The sequence below is a fragment of the Fibrobacter succinogenes genome (assembly GCF_902779965.1).
GTDB classification, from domain to species: domain Bacteria; phylum Fibrobacterota; class Fibrobacteria; order Fibrobacterales; family Fibrobacteraceae; genus Fibrobacter; species Fibrobacter succinogenes_F.
The window spans coordinates 1-15,840 of the sequence record NZ_CACZDK010000052.1 but is presented as its reverse complement, the minus strand read 5'-3'; the positions used below and the strand labels follow the sequence as shown (position 1 = coordinate 15,840).

20 protein-coding genes and 1 tRNA gene are annotated in these 15,840 nt (G+C 43.1%); 11 read left to right on the top strand and 10 right to left on the bottom strand.

What is annotated here, in order from left to right; translation table 11 throughout:
- From HUF13_RS16425 to HUF13_RS16395, 7 genes are all read left to right on the top strand, one after another.
- Positions 1-601, top strand: a 601-nt coding sequence (locus HUF13_RS16425) for a 3-isopropylmalate dehydratase small subunit 2 (protein ID WP_304039329.1), incomplete at its 5' end; no start/stop codon positions are given.
- Between the two features lie 510 nt (positions 602-1,111).
- Positions 1,112-1,804 (top strand): HNH endonuclease, encoded by a 693-nt coding sequence (locus tag HUF13_RS16420; RefSeq protein WP_173476114.1) that lies wholly within the window; start codon positions 1,112-1,114, stop codon positions 1,802-1,804.
- Positions 1,805-2,043: 239 nt separating this feature from the next.
- Entirely contained in the window at positions 2,044-2,484 is a 441-nt protein-coding gene (locus tag HUF13_RS16415; RefSeq protein WP_304039328.1) for a murein L,D-transpeptidase family protein, read from the top strand.
- Positions 2,485-2,549: 65 nt separating this feature from the next.
- Positions 2,550-3,176 (top strand): M48 family metallopeptidase, encoded by a 627-nt coding sequence (locus HUF13_RS16410; protein ID WP_173388047.1) that lies wholly within the window; start codon positions 2,550-2,552, stop codon positions 3,174-3,176.
- Positions 3,177-3,243: 67 nt separating this feature from the next.
- Entirely contained in the window at positions 3,244-3,669 is a 426-nt protein-coding gene (locus HUF13_RS16405; RefSeq protein WP_173476112.1) for a hypothetical protein, read from the top strand.
- A gap of 31 nt (positions 3,670-3,700) precedes the next feature.
- Positions 3,701-4,288: a hypothetical protein gene (locus HUF13_RS17485; protein ID WP_304039327.1), complete on the top strand. Its 588-nt coding sequence runs from the start codon at positions 3,701-3,703 to the stop codon at positions 4,286-4,288.
- 39 nt (positions 4,289-4,327) lie between these two features.
- Positions 4,328-4,765, top strand: coding sequence for a GNAT family N-acetyltransferase (locus HUF13_RS16395; protein WP_173476111.1), 438 nt, complete (start codon positions 4,328-4,330; stop codon positions 4,763-4,765).
- Positions 4,766-4,799: 34 nt separating this feature from the next.
- On the opposite strand, the gene HUF13_RS16390 is transcribed toward HUF13_RS16395, so the two are convergent.
- A complete protein-coding gene (locus HUF13_RS16390) occupies positions 4,800-5,432 on the bottom strand; it encodes a PH domain-containing protein (protein WP_173476110.1) in 633 nt (210 codons plus the stop codon).
- A gap of 159 nt (positions 5,433-5,591) precedes the next feature.
- On the opposite strand from HUF13_RS16390, the gene HUF13_RS16385 reads away from it, so the two are divergent.
- Positions 5,592-6,131, top strand: coding sequence for a hypothetical protein (locus HUF13_RS16385; RefSeq protein WP_173476109.1), 540 nt, complete (start codon positions 5,592-5,594; stop codon positions 6,129-6,131).
- A 103-nt stretch (positions 6,132-6,234) separates the two neighbouring features.
- Here HUF13_RS16385 and HUF13_RS16380 read toward each other — a convergent pair.
- The 3 genes from HUF13_RS16380 to HUF13_RS16370 all read right to left on the bottom strand — a co-directional run bounded on the left by HUF13_RS16380 (position 6,235) and on the right by HUF13_RS16370 (position 7,929).
- A tRNA-Arg gene (locus HUF13_RS16380) sits at positions 6,235-6,307 on the bottom strand.
- Between the two features lie 162 nt (positions 6,308-6,469).
- Positions 6,470-6,778 carry a hypothetical protein gene (locus HUF13_RS16375; protein WP_173476108.1) on the bottom strand — a complete coding sequence of 103 codons (309 nt, stop codon included), beginning with the start codon at positions 6,776-6,778 and terminating at the stop codon, positions 6,470-6,472.
- 29 nt (positions 6,779-6,807) lie between these two features.
- The gene (locus HUF13_RS16370; protein WP_173476107.1) at positions 6,808-7,929 is read right to left on the bottom strand and encodes a radical SAM protein; all 1,122 of its coding nucleotides are present in this window, start codon (positions 7,927-7,929) and stop codon (positions 6,808-6,810) included.
- Between the two features lie 212 nt (positions 7,930-8,141).
- Here HUF13_RS16370 and HUF13_RS16365 point away from each other — a divergent pair, with 212 nt between their 5' ends.
- The 3 genes from HUF13_RS16365 (at position 8,142) to HUF13_RS16355 (ending at position 9,896) form a co-directional block, all read left to right on the top strand.
- Positions 8,142-8,405 carry a hypothetical protein gene (locus HUF13_RS16365; protein WP_173476106.1) on the top strand — a complete coding sequence of 88 codons (264 nt, stop codon included), beginning with the start codon at positions 8,142-8,144 and terminating at the stop codon, positions 8,403-8,405.
- Positions 8,406-8,545: 140 nt separating this feature from the next.
- Positions 8,546-9,205, top strand: coding sequence for a hypothetical protein (locus tag HUF13_RS16360; RefSeq protein ID WP_173476105.1), 660 nt, complete (start codon positions 8,546-8,548; stop codon positions 9,203-9,205).
- Positions 9,206-9,227: 22 nt separating this feature from the next.
- Positions 9,228-9,896 carry a hypothetical protein gene (locus HUF13_RS16355; RefSeq protein WP_173476104.1) on the top strand — a complete coding sequence of 223 codons (669 nt, stop codon included), beginning with the start codon at positions 9,228-9,230 and terminating at the stop codon, positions 9,894-9,896.
- Positions 9,897-10,026: 130 nt separating this feature from the next.
- On the opposite strand, the gene HUF13_RS16350 is transcribed toward HUF13_RS16355, so the two are convergent.
- The 6 genes from HUF13_RS16350 to HUF13_RS16330 all read right to left on the bottom strand — a co-directional run bounded on the left by HUF13_RS16350 (position 10,027) and on the right by HUF13_RS16330 (position 15,809).
- Positions 10,027-12,249, bottom strand: a complete 2,223-nt coding sequence (locus tag HUF13_RS16350; RefSeq protein WP_173476103.1) for an HD-GYP domain-containing protein — start codon at positions 12,247-12,249, stop codon at positions 10,027-10,029.
- A 130-nt stretch (positions 12,250-12,379) separates the two neighbouring features.
- On the bottom strand, positions 12,380-12,835 hold the full coding sequence (locus tag HUF13_RS16345) for a hypothetical protein (RefSeq protein WP_173476102.1): 456 nt from the start codon (positions 12,833-12,835) through the stop codon (positions 12,380-12,382).
- An 11-nt stretch (positions 12,836-12,846) separates the two neighbouring features.
- Entirely contained in the window at positions 12,847-13,968 is a 1,122-nt protein-coding gene (locus HUF13_RS16340; protein WP_173476101.1) for a radical SAM protein, read from the bottom strand.
- A 79-nt stretch (positions 13,969-14,047) separates the two neighbouring features.
- A complete protein-coding gene (locus tag HUF13_RS16335) occupies positions 14,048-14,602 on the bottom strand; it encodes a DUF1353 domain-containing protein (protein WP_173476100.1) in 555 nt (184 codons plus the stop codon).
- Positions 14,603-14,789: 187 nt separating this feature from the next.
- On the bottom strand, positions 14,790-15,002 hold the full coding sequence (locus tag HUF13_RS17480) for a hypothetical protein (protein ID WP_304039326.1): 213 nt from the start codon (positions 15,000-15,002) through the stop codon (positions 14,790-14,792).
- Positions 15,003-15,077: 75 nt separating this feature from the next.
- Positions 15,078-15,809 carry a PD-(D/E)XK nuclease family transposase gene (locus tag HUF13_RS16330; protein ID WP_304039324.1) on the bottom strand — a complete coding sequence of 244 codons (732 nt, stop codon included), beginning with the start codon at positions 15,807-15,809 and terminating at the stop codon, positions 15,078-15,080.
- Between the last annotated feature and the right edge of the window lie 31 nt (positions 15,810-15,840).

The following is a 15,840-nucleotide window of genomic DNA, read 5'->3' as shown; positions in this document are numbered from 1 at the left end:
GAATTCTATCGACATTGTTAAAGGTTCCGGCGTTCCTGTACGCGGCAACGACATCGACACTGACCGTATCATCCCGGCACGCTTCCTCAAGTGCGTCACATTCGAAGGCCTCGGCGACAACGCCTTTGCCGACGATATCGCAGGCCTCGCCGCTCAGGGCAAGGTTCACCCCTTCCGCGATCCGGCCTACAAGAACGGCTCCATTCTCGTCTCAAACCAGAACTTCGGTTGCGGTTCCAGCCGCGAACACGCTCCGCAGGCACTGAAGCGCTGGGGCATCCGCGCCATCATCGCCGAAAGCTACTCCGAAATCTTCTTCGGTAACTGCGTGGCTATTGGCGTGCCTTGCTACAAGGTGAGCCACGAAGTGGCTGACAAGATTCTCGCCTGGATCGAAGCACACCCGAGCGAAGAACTCGTCACGAGCACCGAAAGCCGTACGCTCAAGATGGGTGACGAAACCATCGAGCTCACGCTTGCCGACGGCCCGCGCGGTCAGTTCCTCGACGGCTCCTGGCACGCACGCTCCGCCCTCATGGCCAACGCCGACAAGGTGCAGGAACTCGCCAGCAAGCTGCCGTATATGAACTTTCTGAAGTAGGAAGGATTGTCATTGCGAACCCCGAATAGGGGTGAAGCAATCTCCTACCCTAATTGTCATCCCCACGAAAGCGGGGATCGCCTTTACGAAAAACGTCCAGGTTAAAGCCCTGGGCGTTTTTGTCTTAAAATAATTTATATTAAAAACATGCACACACCTTCAAACTATGCATTAGTATGGTTATTCTTTAATTTAGCGGCTTTGGGAATTTCTGCAAAGCATTTTGCTGGATTAAAAGAAACTTTGTGGAATTTTCTGTTCTTTAATATTCTGTATTTTGCATATATATCAGGATTATTATACTTAATTGAAGGATATTGCGTCAAACTAATTGGATTATTCATTAACTAGAAGAAACATCCACACCGTCATCAGCATTTCAAAAGCATCCAGGTTAAAAGTTTGGACTTTTTTTATCTTCATCAATCACGACCTCTAAAATTATTACATTCTATATGATTTTATAAACCGGGAAAAACATAGTTTTGTTAAAAAACAACGAGAGAAAAAATGAGAAAAAAAACAAAAATAGATCCAGCAATACGACAAATTTTCAATATACCTGATAATATTTCTGATGAAGACTTAATAAAGCAGAGTAAGGCTAAGATAGGAAAATATTGCAAGCCCTGTTGGGAGCTTAAATATTGCCCATATGGACCATTAGTAGAGCAATTTCCTTTATTACCGCTTCCTTTAGAAGAAGCCCAAAAAGATAACAATTATATGAAAGATTGTTTACGAGCAAACAAAACAAAAGAAGGAAAAAAATTATCAAAAAAACAAAAAGAATTATTCGAATTTATGGTAAAATCTTTCAATCCTAATGATTATCTTATCAACGAACCACCCAAATTTTTCACTGAAATGAGTTGTAAAATATTTGGTCATATTTGCCCAGTATTCTTTTCTGGAGAGGAATTTACTGAAACCAAAACGCTACGAAATAACAGTCGAAACATTCCTCGCGATGTACTAATAAAAGTTATAAAAAGAGACGGACAAATATGTCAAAAATGCTTTAAATATGTTCCCGAAACAGAAATTGAATTAGACCATATTATTCCAATATCCAAGGGTGGACCAACTTCAGTTGAAAATCTCCGAGTATTATGCATTAATTGTAACAGAACAAAATTAAATTCTATTTCGGAAATAGTAGACGAGAAACCTTTAAAAAAACACATAGATAAACATCCATAATGTTTCATATACTTATTTGAAAAAAACATCGAATACTCTTGCGACATCAAAGCAAATCAGCAGTGGATTTCCGATGACGGCAAGATTCCCGAATAATCCTATAAAACTTAGACGTTTTTTTATTTTGTACGTTTACAATTGTTGAAAAGCATCTGATGAAAATTCCACGAACATCCCTCCTACTTTTACTAACATTTCTTTTGTTCTCTTGCACTTCAGAAACGGAATCCCCCAAACCCATGCTTATCTCACCCATCGACAACATTCTCGTAGAAAAGGCGAAGCGCCAAATGCACCTGCGCAACGGCGAGAACATCATCAAGACGTACAGGATTTCGCTTGGCAAGAATCCCGTGGGAGCGAAGGTCAAGTCCGGTGACAACAAAACGCCCGAAGGCAATTACACGATTGCAAAACACAACCCCAAAAGCGCTTTTCATCTATCGCTGAAAGTTTCGTACCCGAACGCGAAGCAAATCAATGCTGCAAAAGAAGGCTCGTACGAACCCGGTGGCGATATCATGATCCACGGCTACCCGAACAAAGTTCCCGCATTTCTTTTTAAGTTTTGGCACAAGTGGAAAAACTGGACCGCTGGTTGCATCGCCGTCACTAACGACGAAATCGAAGAAATTTACGACGCCGTCAAAGACGGAACGCCGATAAGCATTGATCCATAGCTCATTAGAGTCACTTGTTCAAAAAAAAGTATATTTTTAACAAAATTCCATTGAAGGAGATGGTTATGAAACGTTTTGCAACTCTTTTCTTTTTAGCACTTTTCATTCTGGGCGGATGTGCATCGGGGCCACGTCAACCAATCCTCAACGAAGTGCCCGAATACGGTCATCAGCCGAAATCACCGGAACAGGAAAAAGCCGACCAGGAATTTTTGGCCATTGCACAAAAGCACCCTGACGCAGCAGACCAAATGATTAACGCCGGATGGGCATTTATACAACGCGGAGACATTCTCTCCGCCGTCAAGCGATTTAACCAAGCATGGCTCATCGATTCGACCCGATGGGAAGTCTATTGGGGATTTGCTGTAACCGAAGGAAAACAGGAAAAAATTGAATCAAGCAAGCACTATTATGAAAAGGCTTTCAGTCTCGGCGGCGACACAAAAATACTGAATCCAGAATACGCCATAACTCTTCGAGAAATTGCTAAAGCCGAAAACAATAGCGAAAAATTGGCAGAAGCAGATAATTTGTTCAAGAGCGAAATTGAAGCGGGCAACGAAAAAGCGGCCTGCATTTACGCGTACCAATTGTTCCGCGACAACAGGAAGAACGAAGTATGCGAAATCATGGCAACATCGTGCAAATCCGACCGTGACAATCTAAAAAAGAGAGCAGGTTGTGAATAATCAAGTTCAACATTTTGCTCCAATGCCATGAGACAAGAAGAAACACAAGCACGCCCAGAGATTTGTCATGAATAATTTAAAGACTATGCACATACTAGGCTGGATGTTTTTTTGCATGTTCATGCCCTTCATTCTCGTGGCAGGCACTTTCGGATTTGCAGAATATTCGCACAAATCCGAAGACTACATAGTCCTAATACTTTTCCTCATTTCATATGCAGGACTGCTCGCCATCCCTTTGAGTCTGCTGAATATATTCCTTTTCAAAAGAAATCTAAGTGCCAATGTGGCCAAGCGGATTGCAACCATTCCCCTTGGATTCGGCATTGCTTGCTCGGGAATACTTTTCTTGCTCAGTTTTCTTTGCTTTTTAGGTGGTCGTTTTGAAGCAATTTTCATATTGGTCACAACAGCCCTTCACTTTTTTATAGCAATCAATGCAATTTACTGGTTTAGGGATAAAATAGAACAATCAACATCCAACAATCTTTAATTTGCAAGGAGAAATAAATCAAATGACACCCATGAAAAAATCTTTAATTTTACTAGCGGCTGCAACTGCCTTTTCTTGTAGCGACAAGCAGGCGCAACAGCAACAGAAATCAGTCGATGACATGCAAGCCATTGAACTGCAAGAACCAAGCAGTTCTGCAGCAGCGGCAGTTTCGACTGTCGAGACTTCGTCATCCGAAAGTGTAGCAGAGTCATCTTCTAGCTCAATCGAAATTTCATCGAGTGCTACGGCATCGTCTTCAAGCATCAGCAACACATTCGATGCAAAAGTTTTCGACAAAATCCAGACGTTCTACAGCAGACATATTTTCGGAAACGAGTTTCCGAACGATTCCGTCATTGCAAAATATTGCACAAAGGCCTTAGCGAAAAAACTCCGAAAGGATTACGACAGCGAATACAGCGACGGTGGCGGCTACGCGGTCTGGAAATTCCGCAGCGACGCTCAGGATGGTGAAGACATTCGCGAAATCGAAAAAATCGAACCCATTGGAAAAAACAAATACCGAGTCCATTACAACGACATGGGCAATAAAGGAACGCACACCATCACAATCGTCCAGCAAGGCGGCGAGATTTTCTTCAACAAGCTTGATTAATCTATTTTTGAGGCCATCGTAAACAGCAAAGGTATTTCAATGGATATCAAAGTACTCCGAGCAACAGAAGAATGGCAACGCGCGGGTGCGTACAGCGTACGCATCCAAGCAATGAATCGAGCATATCACATTTCGCTCCGAGACGAATTCGACGAGCACGATTGCGACGGTACAAAGTTCATTGTTTTGCTGGATGACGAATACCCTGTTGCTACGTGCAGATTCTACGAAATTGACGCAGATACAGCAACGATTGGGCGCGTAGTTGTCATGCCGGAATACCGCGGAAAAAAACTCGGTGCCATGGCGGTCAGCGAAGCCGAAAGGTGGATTCAAGAATGCGGTTACAAACAGATTATCATCGACAGCCGCTTGGAAGCCACAGGCTTTTACGAGAAGCTTGGATACAAGCATACAGGCGACAAACCACACCGCTGGGGCGTCTTTGACTGCACCCGCATGAAAAAAATTTTCTAGAACTTGATCAGCGGATCAACCCATTCCGTAACTATCATCCGCGATACTTTGTATTGTATCCGTGATTTCCCTTGGGGCGCAGGTCATTCGGGTACATCACATCGGTGTAGATATCCTGCTGCAACTTTTTCACGATTTGGTACACTTCCGCGTAATTGGCAATGCTGTCTATGGAAATGCCCGCGTTGGTGGATGTTCTCCGCCCATTCATCGTAGCAGGATTTGCCTGAGCCGAGGTCGTGATGATATCGCCCACGCCAAACCACTGGTCAAAAATGCCTCGATGCAAATCCACATGTGAAAGCTCCGTGAACGGTTTTGACTTGTACGTGCGGCTAAACACGCCTCCCGAGGCATAAATCGCCTTATCCGTAACAACATAACTTGTATTCTGATAACGTCTAAATGACAACAGCGCACCAGCCAAGTAAATCCAGACCGGCATCATGTGGAGCAACATAAACGGAACGATAAAAAATTTCGCCTCGTTCGCTTTGTCCGATGTGAACGCAGCCCCGATAAAGAAAAAATCGAAAAGGCCCCAAATCAGCGCAAACGGGAGCAGCGGATTGAAAATACTTTCGAAGATGAAGCATTTTTTGTTGGGCTTACCCGCATATATAATTTTCTCGTCATCGCCGATCAACAACTTCAATTCATTATCCATAAAAATTTCCTTCAATATTCACACTCTATAAATTACAATAATTAATGAAATTCGCACGATCCGCATATATTTTTCTTTACATTTCTACTTAAAAGTTGAAGATTATAGCCAAAATTATGATATATTATTAAAACACTAAAAAAGTGTATGGAGATTCATATGGAACAACAAAATATCCGTTCGGCCGAAATTGAAAAGCAAATGAGAAAGATCGGTTTGAAAATTGCTTTCATCATGGCGCTTTTGATGAGTTTTGGACTTTCGCTCACCGGAAACTTGATGGCGGAACACCCACCAGAGATGCCCATGATCGCATCTGTTATCGGATTTCTCGAATGCTTTGCATTGAGTTTTGCCATCAGCTTTGCGATTGGCTTGATCGTTCCAATACCCAAAGTAAACGCAGCCCTCGCCCGCAAGTTTCACTTGCAACCGCGCACACCAAAAGCTCATTTCATTGAATCGCTCGCCTCGAACTTGATTTACACGCCGCTCATCACAACCGTGATGGTCACGTTCGTATACTTCGTATTGATGCCCGCTGGGCACAAGCCACCGTTCTTGCTGATGTTCATCCATTCACAGGTCATTTGCCTTGTCGTCGCGCAAGTGCTGATAATGCTGTTCGTACCGATTATCATGAAGCTGGTACTGCCCAAAGGTGCTGCCGGCCAACGACCAACGCCGCCAAGGGAATAACGCAACAAGCGCACATTTCCACCGCAGCAAGAATGAGAAACGCGCCGAACAGCGCACTGCAAATCTATAAGAAAAGAGCCCCCGAAAAGGGGCTCTTCTGCTATACCCGGTTCGCGAGTCGAACGCGAGTTTAATCCTTAGGAGGGACTCGTTCTATCCATCTGAACTAACCAGGCTAATTAGCGCATGCGAATATAGAAAAAAATTCAAGATTCATCAAGCGAAAGCGTAAATTCAATAAAAAAGAACGCCCGCCATCGCTTTCACGGTAGCGGACGCCTTATCAACAAATAACAATCCTCAAAAGGATTCTTTAAGCGCAAAAGCGCCTAAATCTACTACTTGAGGCTCTTGTCAATAGCCTTGAAAGCCTTTGTATATTCCGCTCTGAATTGCTTATGACTATTTCTGAAATCCGGCCAAACAGGAATACCGATAATCTGCGGCGGAATGCGAATCGCAGCTTGAGCAATTCTATCATCAAGCTTTTTCATAAGGGTCTTGATAGCAGCAATTTCTCTTGCTGCCTTAATCTTTTCCTTACGAAGAGCGTCATCGGCCTTTTTTTTCATTTTTTCTTCAGCTGCCGAAGCCTTCTTCTTCGTTTTTACATTTTGGATTTTTACAGGAGTTTTTTTTGTAGGCATTTTATCCTCTTTGTTTAGGGTTTATAATGTTATAGTAAATTTTCTACTTGAATTTTATTGCTCAGTTTTAAAGCATACTCATCGCAAATTGCACAGAGAATTCTTTCGTGAGCACAAACTTCACCAGAAACGCCCTGCAAACGGCCAGTCGTATAGAAAGATGTGCAACCACATTCATGCGCTAAGCAACGGTAACGGATTGCGCAACCATTACATTCCTTTTTGTCTTTCCTTATAAAATCACTAATCGTCTTTGGTAACATCCGTTTATATACACCGCTCTGTTCATCAAGAACATTTCCCATGACATACGGAGCATTTTTCTTACTTGATATAAAGCGAGAACACGGGAATACATTTCCATTCGTCGCCACAACAATAGCGTCCGACGAAATAAAACACGTATAGTCTTTCTGACGTCGATCAAGAAGCGCCATTGAAATTTTATCTTGAATTGTACTTAGATAAAATTTGCGGTCCTGCAATTTCGAAGTGTACCAGAACCGAGCCAGTTTTTCATATTCCAATGTCAGCGCATCAAAATCTTCGCTTGTCCATTTTCCGCCAAAATCAGGCGACGTCCCCACGCTTGTAAAACCTTGCTTAAACACCCACTTTACCGCATCAGAAAAGCCCTTCACATGCCTTGGTGTTATCACCATCAAAACAGCAGCATTCATTTCAACCAATGCGGGAATATATGGAGCTATGTACTTAAAACTCCCCTGCCCATCAATAGTTTTTCGAGACAAATCCTGTTTGTTCCTTGGGCCATCAAGAGACAGGGCTACAGAAAATTTTTCTTTCTTTAAATAACTGATGATATCGTCAGTCAACAACGTTCCATTTGTATTAACGGTAAAACACAGCTTAAAACCTTTCGGTAAATCTTTTTTGCGCAATTTGGCCTGTTTTTTTGCAAAAGCAACTGTTGCGCGGACAAGGTACATTCGCAAAAGAGGTTCGCCACCAAAAAACGTTATATTCAAAAAAGAGTGGTTTAATTCAACAGTTCTCTGGAATGCAAGAGAAACAGCCTTTTCCATAATCTCTTCAGACATCACAGCCTTGCGAGCAGCATGGCTATCTCTATAATAACAATAATCGCACCGAAGATTACACTGTTCTGTTACACTTAATTCTAAATTCACTTATCCTTCCTAATTGTCAATAATATAATATCAAATTATTCACAAGTTAGTAAAAATTTCATTTACAATCAGAAATAAATTATAATTTATGACCAGACAAAATTTTACAGCATACAAAAAAACCTGCACAACGGAATGCAGGTTACACAAGATTCGCACAAAAACAGAATTTATCGTTTCAACTATACATACCTCATAGAGATTTCAAAACAATGCTTACAATTAAGTGTATCATCACCCCAATGCATTTCCGACCCTGCGAACAACTGAATTCCAACATCAGCAACGCCTGCAACAACACGCCCAACTCCGCTACACCTCCAGATTCCACGAAGGATATCGTCGCATTCCTCACGCTTCAACCGAATACCATCGATACGCCCCTTCCACATGTACAAGCCATCGTGAATGAAAGGGGCCGCATTGTAAACGTCATCACCAACTTTCACATCTGGCAAGAATTTTTGCGCAAATAAAGGAGCCGAAGCACCATTCAACATTTTCATATGAAAGAAAAAGCGCTTATCTAGAATGGTACGAAAGCGAAGCAGAAAAACATCTCAATATCATTAACGAAAAAAAGGCAAAAATATTATCGATTCTATCCCCTACCGATATGAAGATTCTCGAAGGGGTTCTGGACAGCGGAACTGGAGCGGAACTGCAAGAAGCTAGGCAAGCTTTAAACGGAGTCAGAAAGTTGACACCGAATGGTTCGTACGTATATCCAGCGCGATTCAATCCACCAAACTGGTTTGAGATGCTAGGGACATCATTTACACCGACCGACATGGCAAAAAGTACAGAAGCCATCGCATCAGATATCCAGACTTATTCCATTCGAAGAATGCAACGGTATTCCTACATAGAAGACATTGCAGCGTTGATTACAAATAGCAAAATTACGCCTCTACTCAAAAGAGTTGACACCGTAAAAAAACAAATGGAAAAAGCGCTTACCAAAGTAGCAAGCGTATATGGCGAAAACGCAAGGGATTATGTAGTTAAATCTCCATTTGCCGACATTCAACCATTCTTAAAGCGTAGCGTATCAATGCAACTAGTGCAACGACTTGCTCAAAACGCACGTTTGCAGGAGCAGAGCAAGATGGACAACGCGCAACTCGCTGTAAGAATCAATAGAGATATCCGAACAAATATCAACCAGCGAAACAGATACATAACGGCTATAAAAAAATTGGAAGAAGCTATCAGATCAGAGATTAAAGAACAAAATCTCGAAAATATCCAAAGCTACCTTGATCCAATAACTTAAGACGTGCAAAATTCATATCGGGATGAATATTGCAAAAGTAGGTATTGAGCGTGAATGGTTCAATCCGGGCGTATTCGCCTTAACCCGAGATATGTTCAAGCTCGGAACAGCCATGATATCCCCCGCTTCCGACAATTACGATGGTGTAACCGAGCAGCGCCTACAAGACATGAGAAAATGTATTTTCCCTTGTTACCCAGTAGCCATGATAATCGCGCGCGACATTACAATTACATTTGAATTCACCGGAAAAGAAAAAAAAGATATCATGACAGAATATCGAGCCATCGAAAAGCAAGCGTCTTCCGGTCGTGGATTTTTGATTTTCCAAAACGCAACAGAAAATTCATTTTCACAGCAAACAAATACAAGCACGCGAATCCATGAAAATACAGTAACCGTAAGAATTGATTCCACACAATTAATTGGCTACTTTCTTGAAGCGACAAAAGCAGACCAAAGCATTCCATTTGAATCCATGTCAAACGAAATGCGAGAAAACGAACAAGTGTCTTCAATTTCTGAATTTGTAGAAACCTACAAGTCCATTCTTAAAGAAAAAAGTCCATCCTATGAGAAAAACGAATCTCCGAAAAAAACAGAAATTTCGGAGAACGAGCCTTATGAAGAATCCGCTACAGACGAAGAACCTATGGAAAACACGGAAATTGTAGAAAAAACTCCTTTGTAAAAAGCAATCGGCGATTTCCATTTTATACAGCAAAGGCCGGCGAAAGCCAGCCTTTTGTTTATGCGATAAAAATTTCTGCGCCACTTACGTTTCAACACCGCATGCAGCCGCGGCATTTTCGCCCAACATTTTACGTCTTTGCACCTTTCTCGTCCGCTTTCCCTGCGGCTTCCGCATTTTGGGCATTTTCCGCATTTTGGGCCGCATCGATAACGGTTCGTTCGTCGTAAAGCTTTTTCGAGATGTGCGTAAACGTTTCGACAATTTCGGGGTCAAAGTGCGTGCCGGCTCCTCCGGTAATAATCGCCATAGCCTTTTCATAGCTAAAGCCTTTCTTGTAAATGCGTTCAGCAATGAGCGCATCGAACACATCGGCAACAGCCATAATTCGCGCGGAGAGCGGAATTTCTTCGCCTTTGAGGCGGTACGGATAACCTGAACCATCCCACTTTTCGTGATGGTAACACGCCATTTCAATCGACTCATTCAAGTAGTCGGCATCGAATGCACCCTGAGCATCTTCGACGATTTTCTTAAGAATCTTGCCGCCCTCGACGGTATGATTTTTCATGATGACAAATTCTTCATCAGTGAGTTTGCCGTTCTTGTTCAGGATCAAATCCGAGACAGCAATTTTACCGATATCGTGGAGCGGTGCTGCGCGTTTTAGCTTGTGGATGTAAGCATTGGTGAGAACATCCTTGAATTTGCCTTCAATGCGAAGCTGGATTGCTATCGCCTCGACATATTCTGCCGTTTTCTTGATGTGGTCGCCGGTGCTCTTGTCGCGAGCTTCGACCATTTCTGCAAATTCCATAATGATGACTTCTTGCATGCGCTGGATGCGCTGGCTTTGCGCCTGCACTTTCCACATAAAGTTGTATGTATCGCGAGACATGGTGCTCACGTCTTCATATAACTTTCCGATTTCATCGTGATTGCATATTTTCAGGTTCACCAACTTGTCAACGGATTTCTTAATTTTATTAAGATTCATGTTTTCATCGTCGAGTTCGCTTGCAAGCATCGTATTCGTCGCAATCTGGAACACGGCCAACGACATGTCGTTTAGCGGTGCCACAACACGGCGTTTCACAAGTTCGATCACAACGCAAATAATCAAAATGGAAAGTCCAAAGAATAGCGACAGGAGCTTGATAAAGAACACGGCCTCGTCTGTCTTGATGGTTGCCATCGCAATATCTACACCCACATACGCAACGGTCTTCCCTGCTGAATTTTTGATGGGCTTATAGACCATAAAGAGCCAACCATAAATATCATTTGAAATAATCGGCTCGATTTCTTCGCCAGCCAAGAGCTTTGGCAAATAAGGCTTATACGATGGATCGAATTTTATTTTTTTGCCGGGCTCTACACCTGGAATTCCTTCTGCATCAAGATCAAATACGACCGTAACGCTGTCTTCCATGAACTTATAGACATAAAGGAATTTTGTTTGCGAGAAACTTTCACGGATGCGCTCCAGCACCCATTTTGTATGCTCATAACCTTCAGCCGCATAACCATGTTCTATATAATCATCAATTTTTTCGGCATTGACCGCCACGGTTGCCGCCTGCGCCGCGCCAGAAGCGATGTCGGTAAAGTTACGGATTGATTTTTCATGATACAAGTAAAAACCAATAGCGCTGGCCAAAGTTCCCAAAAGCACCTCGGTAATAATCATCACGATAATGACTTTGCGCAATAAGGAATTGCTAACCATCGCACTTCCAAACCCATTACTAGAAGGGGCCTTGCGCAAAAAGACTTTATTCATTTTATCCCGGAATGATTGGGGAATAAAGCGGAACAAGAAGACAGCCAGTACAACTATTATCGCCTTGTCAAAAATATCAATGACAATATCGGCAAGGAACTGCGATTTGAACAAGCTAAATCCCATGACATCATGGAAAGCAATTGCAATCGGAGCAGAGATTCCCTCGCCAAAATTAAAGCCAAACAAGAAATAGGTAAAAACGGAACCCAAGCCGCCGCCGATAATGGCAAACGTAAAGATGACGACAAGCAAGCGTAACGCGCTCTTGAAAAATCCCTTTTTATAAAAAAGCGCCGCACCGACGGCAATCAAAATACTCAAGACACCATAGTACGTGGTAACGGGGTCCGACATTCCGTTAATGGCGTTCAACATGAACCCGACGATAATTGCCGGCAAATACCCGCCAACCATCGCTGTAAGCACGGTTCCCGTACAGTCCAAGAACAGCGGCAAGCCACAGGCAATAGCAAGTTTTGCGGGGATAATATTTAAAAGAAGTCCGCACACAAGCAGCAACAAAACGCTCTTGAAGCTGGACATTTTTGCAAAATCAAATTTTCTCATACCAAAAGCCCTTCTTAATCATTAAAATAAGAAAATTAAAAGCATTTATTCACCATTTATCTGAAAATTTTCATAAAAAAATGCCCAACCCGTTAAAGGTTGAGCACCGAACATTCAACAATAAAAAATATTACTTCTTCTTTGCGGCGACTTTTTTGGCCGCAGTGGCCTTAAGCGTTGCACCAGCCTTAGTAAGACCCGGCTTAGCTTCAAGCACCGGCTTGACTTCAATGGCCGACTGAATCTTTGCGACATTAACGCCTTCAATGAACGAAGCCTTTTCAATCAAACCATCCTTGGTCTGAATAGCAAAAACACCAGAAAGGTCTTTAACAGTAGCAAGATTTGCTTTAGCACTGTTCTTGAGGAGCGTCTTTTCTGTAGCGCTGAGCACACTTGGGTCAACATAGATACCGTTGAGGAAACCTGGATTACCAGCAATAATTTCTTCCCAAAGCTTACGGTCGATAATCATACCGCATCTTTCATCGATTCGGATTCTGCTCGCAGCAACGCGACCTTTACGCACTGCGGTAGTGGCACGTTTTAGAGTAGTGCTAGCTTTTCTTGTTTTTTCATTAGCCATTTTTTCCTTCCTTATTGAGGTTTAACAAATACACCTGATGCCATGCGTTTTGCCAAGGCATCGTCACAAATCGCAGTCAAGATGCGTTCATGAGTACAAACTTCTGGAGATACGCCATAAATGGAGCCCGTGGTATAGAACGAAGTACACCCGCATTCATGCGCGGCGCAACGGTAACGGATTGCGCAATTTTTACATTCCGGCTTGTCGTATTTCAAGAACCGGCATATATCCTTGGCCACAGGTCCCGAGAACAACCGGCGGTAACTGTCAAAAACGTTGCCCAAAATGTATTTTGCATCGGGATCGCTCGTAATAAAACGACTGCAAGGGAAAACGTTTCCATTGGCGGCAATTCCAAGGCCGCCTTTAAAAATATGGCACGCGCGATTCTTTTGGCGCAAACCAAGAACGTTGTACGACACCTTATCCTGAATCGTTCCCAAATAAATCTGGTGGCCACGACTCATTTCTTTAGCCCAGAACTGAGCCATTTTCTGGTATTCCAAAGCGAGCGCGTTAAAGTCTTCGACAGTCCACTTGCCGTCAAAATCCACCGAAGTCGTCATGCTCGTAAAGCCCTGTTCGTAAATCCACTGGACCGAACGGGCCAACCCACGCACATGCTCGCGAGTCACCACAGTCAATGCAACCGCATCCATCGCTGCAAGCTTAGGCAAATTAGGAGCAAGATCCTTAAAACAGCCCTTGCCGTTGACATAAACGCGAGATATGTTATGCTTTCTTTGGGGGCCGTCAAGCGAAATATAAATTTGGAATTTTTCTTTCTTAAAAAATTCCAAAATTTCGTCCGTCAAAAGAGTCCCGTTTGTATTGACCGCAAAACGAAGTTCAAAATTTTCAGGAAGCTCACCACGGCGCGCCTTCACCATCGACTTGGCCAGGCGCACACCTTTACGAATGGAGGGCATGCGCAAAAGCGGTTCCCCACCAAAAAAAGTGATATTAAAAAATCCGTGATTTAACTTGATAGTCCGTTCAAGCCCAAGCGCAATCGAAGCCTCAAGTATCTCATCGCTCATTTCAAGCTCGCGATCAACTTGGCTTAATTTATAGTAGCAGTAGCTACAACGTAAATTACATTGTTCTGTTAAGCTTAATAGTAAATTCATTCTTTAATTTATATTTACTATAAAATATATACAATAACAAAACAAAAACAAGCTATTTAAACTAAATTTTACAACTTTATTAACGATATTCGAACTTTGCTTCGAACAGATGCTTGCAGTTGTTGGAATCGTTGCCCCAATGGGTTGGTGAACCCGCAAAGACATGGACTCCCACGTCGGCAGCGCCTGCAACAACGCGGCTCATGCCAGCAATTCTCCAGATTCCACGGAGGATATCATCGCATTCTTCGCGAGTCATGTTGAGTCCATTGATATTGCCTTGGTACATATAAAGACCATCGTGGATGAACGGGGCTGCATTGTAAACATCGTCGCCTTTCTTGATATCGGGTACGAACATTTTTGCAAATTCGGGTGCAGACGCGCCATCGGACATAAAGCCCCTTCTGAAACGGCAAGTCAGCAAGAACGGGCGGCTCTTTTTATCGAGCTTGGTATAGCGCGTGCCCTTGATATAAACGTAACGGTCCAGCTTGAAAAAATACATCTTACCGTTGCCATCGAACACCAGCGGAAAATCCATCGAAACATCATCTACCGTGATGGAGTTCCGCTCCTTGGGCGGATTGATCTTTTCTTGAACAGTTTTCAAAATAGACTTTAAACTCGACATTTTCACCTTCCTTGGGGCAGCCAACAAAGCCGCATAATGTTAATTTACGAAATAAAAGATACTAAAGATGCGGGGCATGCATTTCGTCGAACATGTACTGCTCCATGGTTTTCAAAAGTTCTGGATTCGCATTGCTTACCCGCAAGCGATCTAGAGCGTTTTTTTTCTCAGTTCCAAAATTGGGAACCTACAAAGCGTTGACTTCGTCTTCGGTAAGACCTGTAATTTCAGCGATTTTTTCGACAGGTTCTTTCAAAGCTTTCATTTTCTTGGCGATTTCACGCTTGGTATCAGAAACGCTTTTAGAAACATTCTCGGCGATTTTCGCGTTGATATCATCCGCGAATTCCTTAAAGAAGCCCCGTCTTAGGACATTATGATCCCATCTTTCGTGATACATTTTCTGATACGCCTCGAATTCTTCCTTACTGAATAGCGTGCAAAACGAGCGTCGCAGAAAAATGCTTGCATTTTTCTATGACCGAGTGCAGCCGCAGACGCCTTTGGCGTCAAACTTAGATACTTTGGAACTCTCCGTCAACTGCTTGAATTTTTTATCAGAGAGCTCTGGAGGCAACTCACGCAAACGGCTCAAGTAGCGGAAGAAGAAAAGCCATTTGCTAAGGCTGTCCTTGCCGATAAGAAAAGGAACCTTTGCCAACTCAACAATTGTGTAATTATAGCTATCTACAATCTGCACACCTGTTTCCAAGTCCAAGGTCGTTGCACGATGAACGATTCGGTTGTCGTTCTCAAATATGCGATATTGCGTAAGCGCGATAACATACGTCGGCTTAACATTGTAATCCCAGTCGCCGGGCTCAGCCTGATTCGCCACCAGTTCGCTTGCATAAAACGCAAGGCGCTTCAGGAAATTGTCCAATTCGCGAATTTGAACTTCTATTTCGATAAGTTCACCGGCATCGTCAACACAATGCAAATCGAAAATGGCTGTACGCGAGACCTTACTGCCACTTAGGTTCTTCGCCACGTTGCGCGTCCAAACATTCTTGATCGGTCGCTTGAGCTGCGGCGCGAGCAGGTCATTCAACAGGTTCACAAGGTTTTCGCGACTGGCGGGCTTGTCGGGGTCGAACGCCTTCTTGAACGCAAGATCGATTAGCAAATTGGCATACGGACTTTGTTCGCCAGGCTTTACAAGATAGTCTTCAAGGGACTTGTGCGGTGCAGTACATTTCTTTTTCATGCCGCGACATATGCGAAAAGCATGCCAAAAG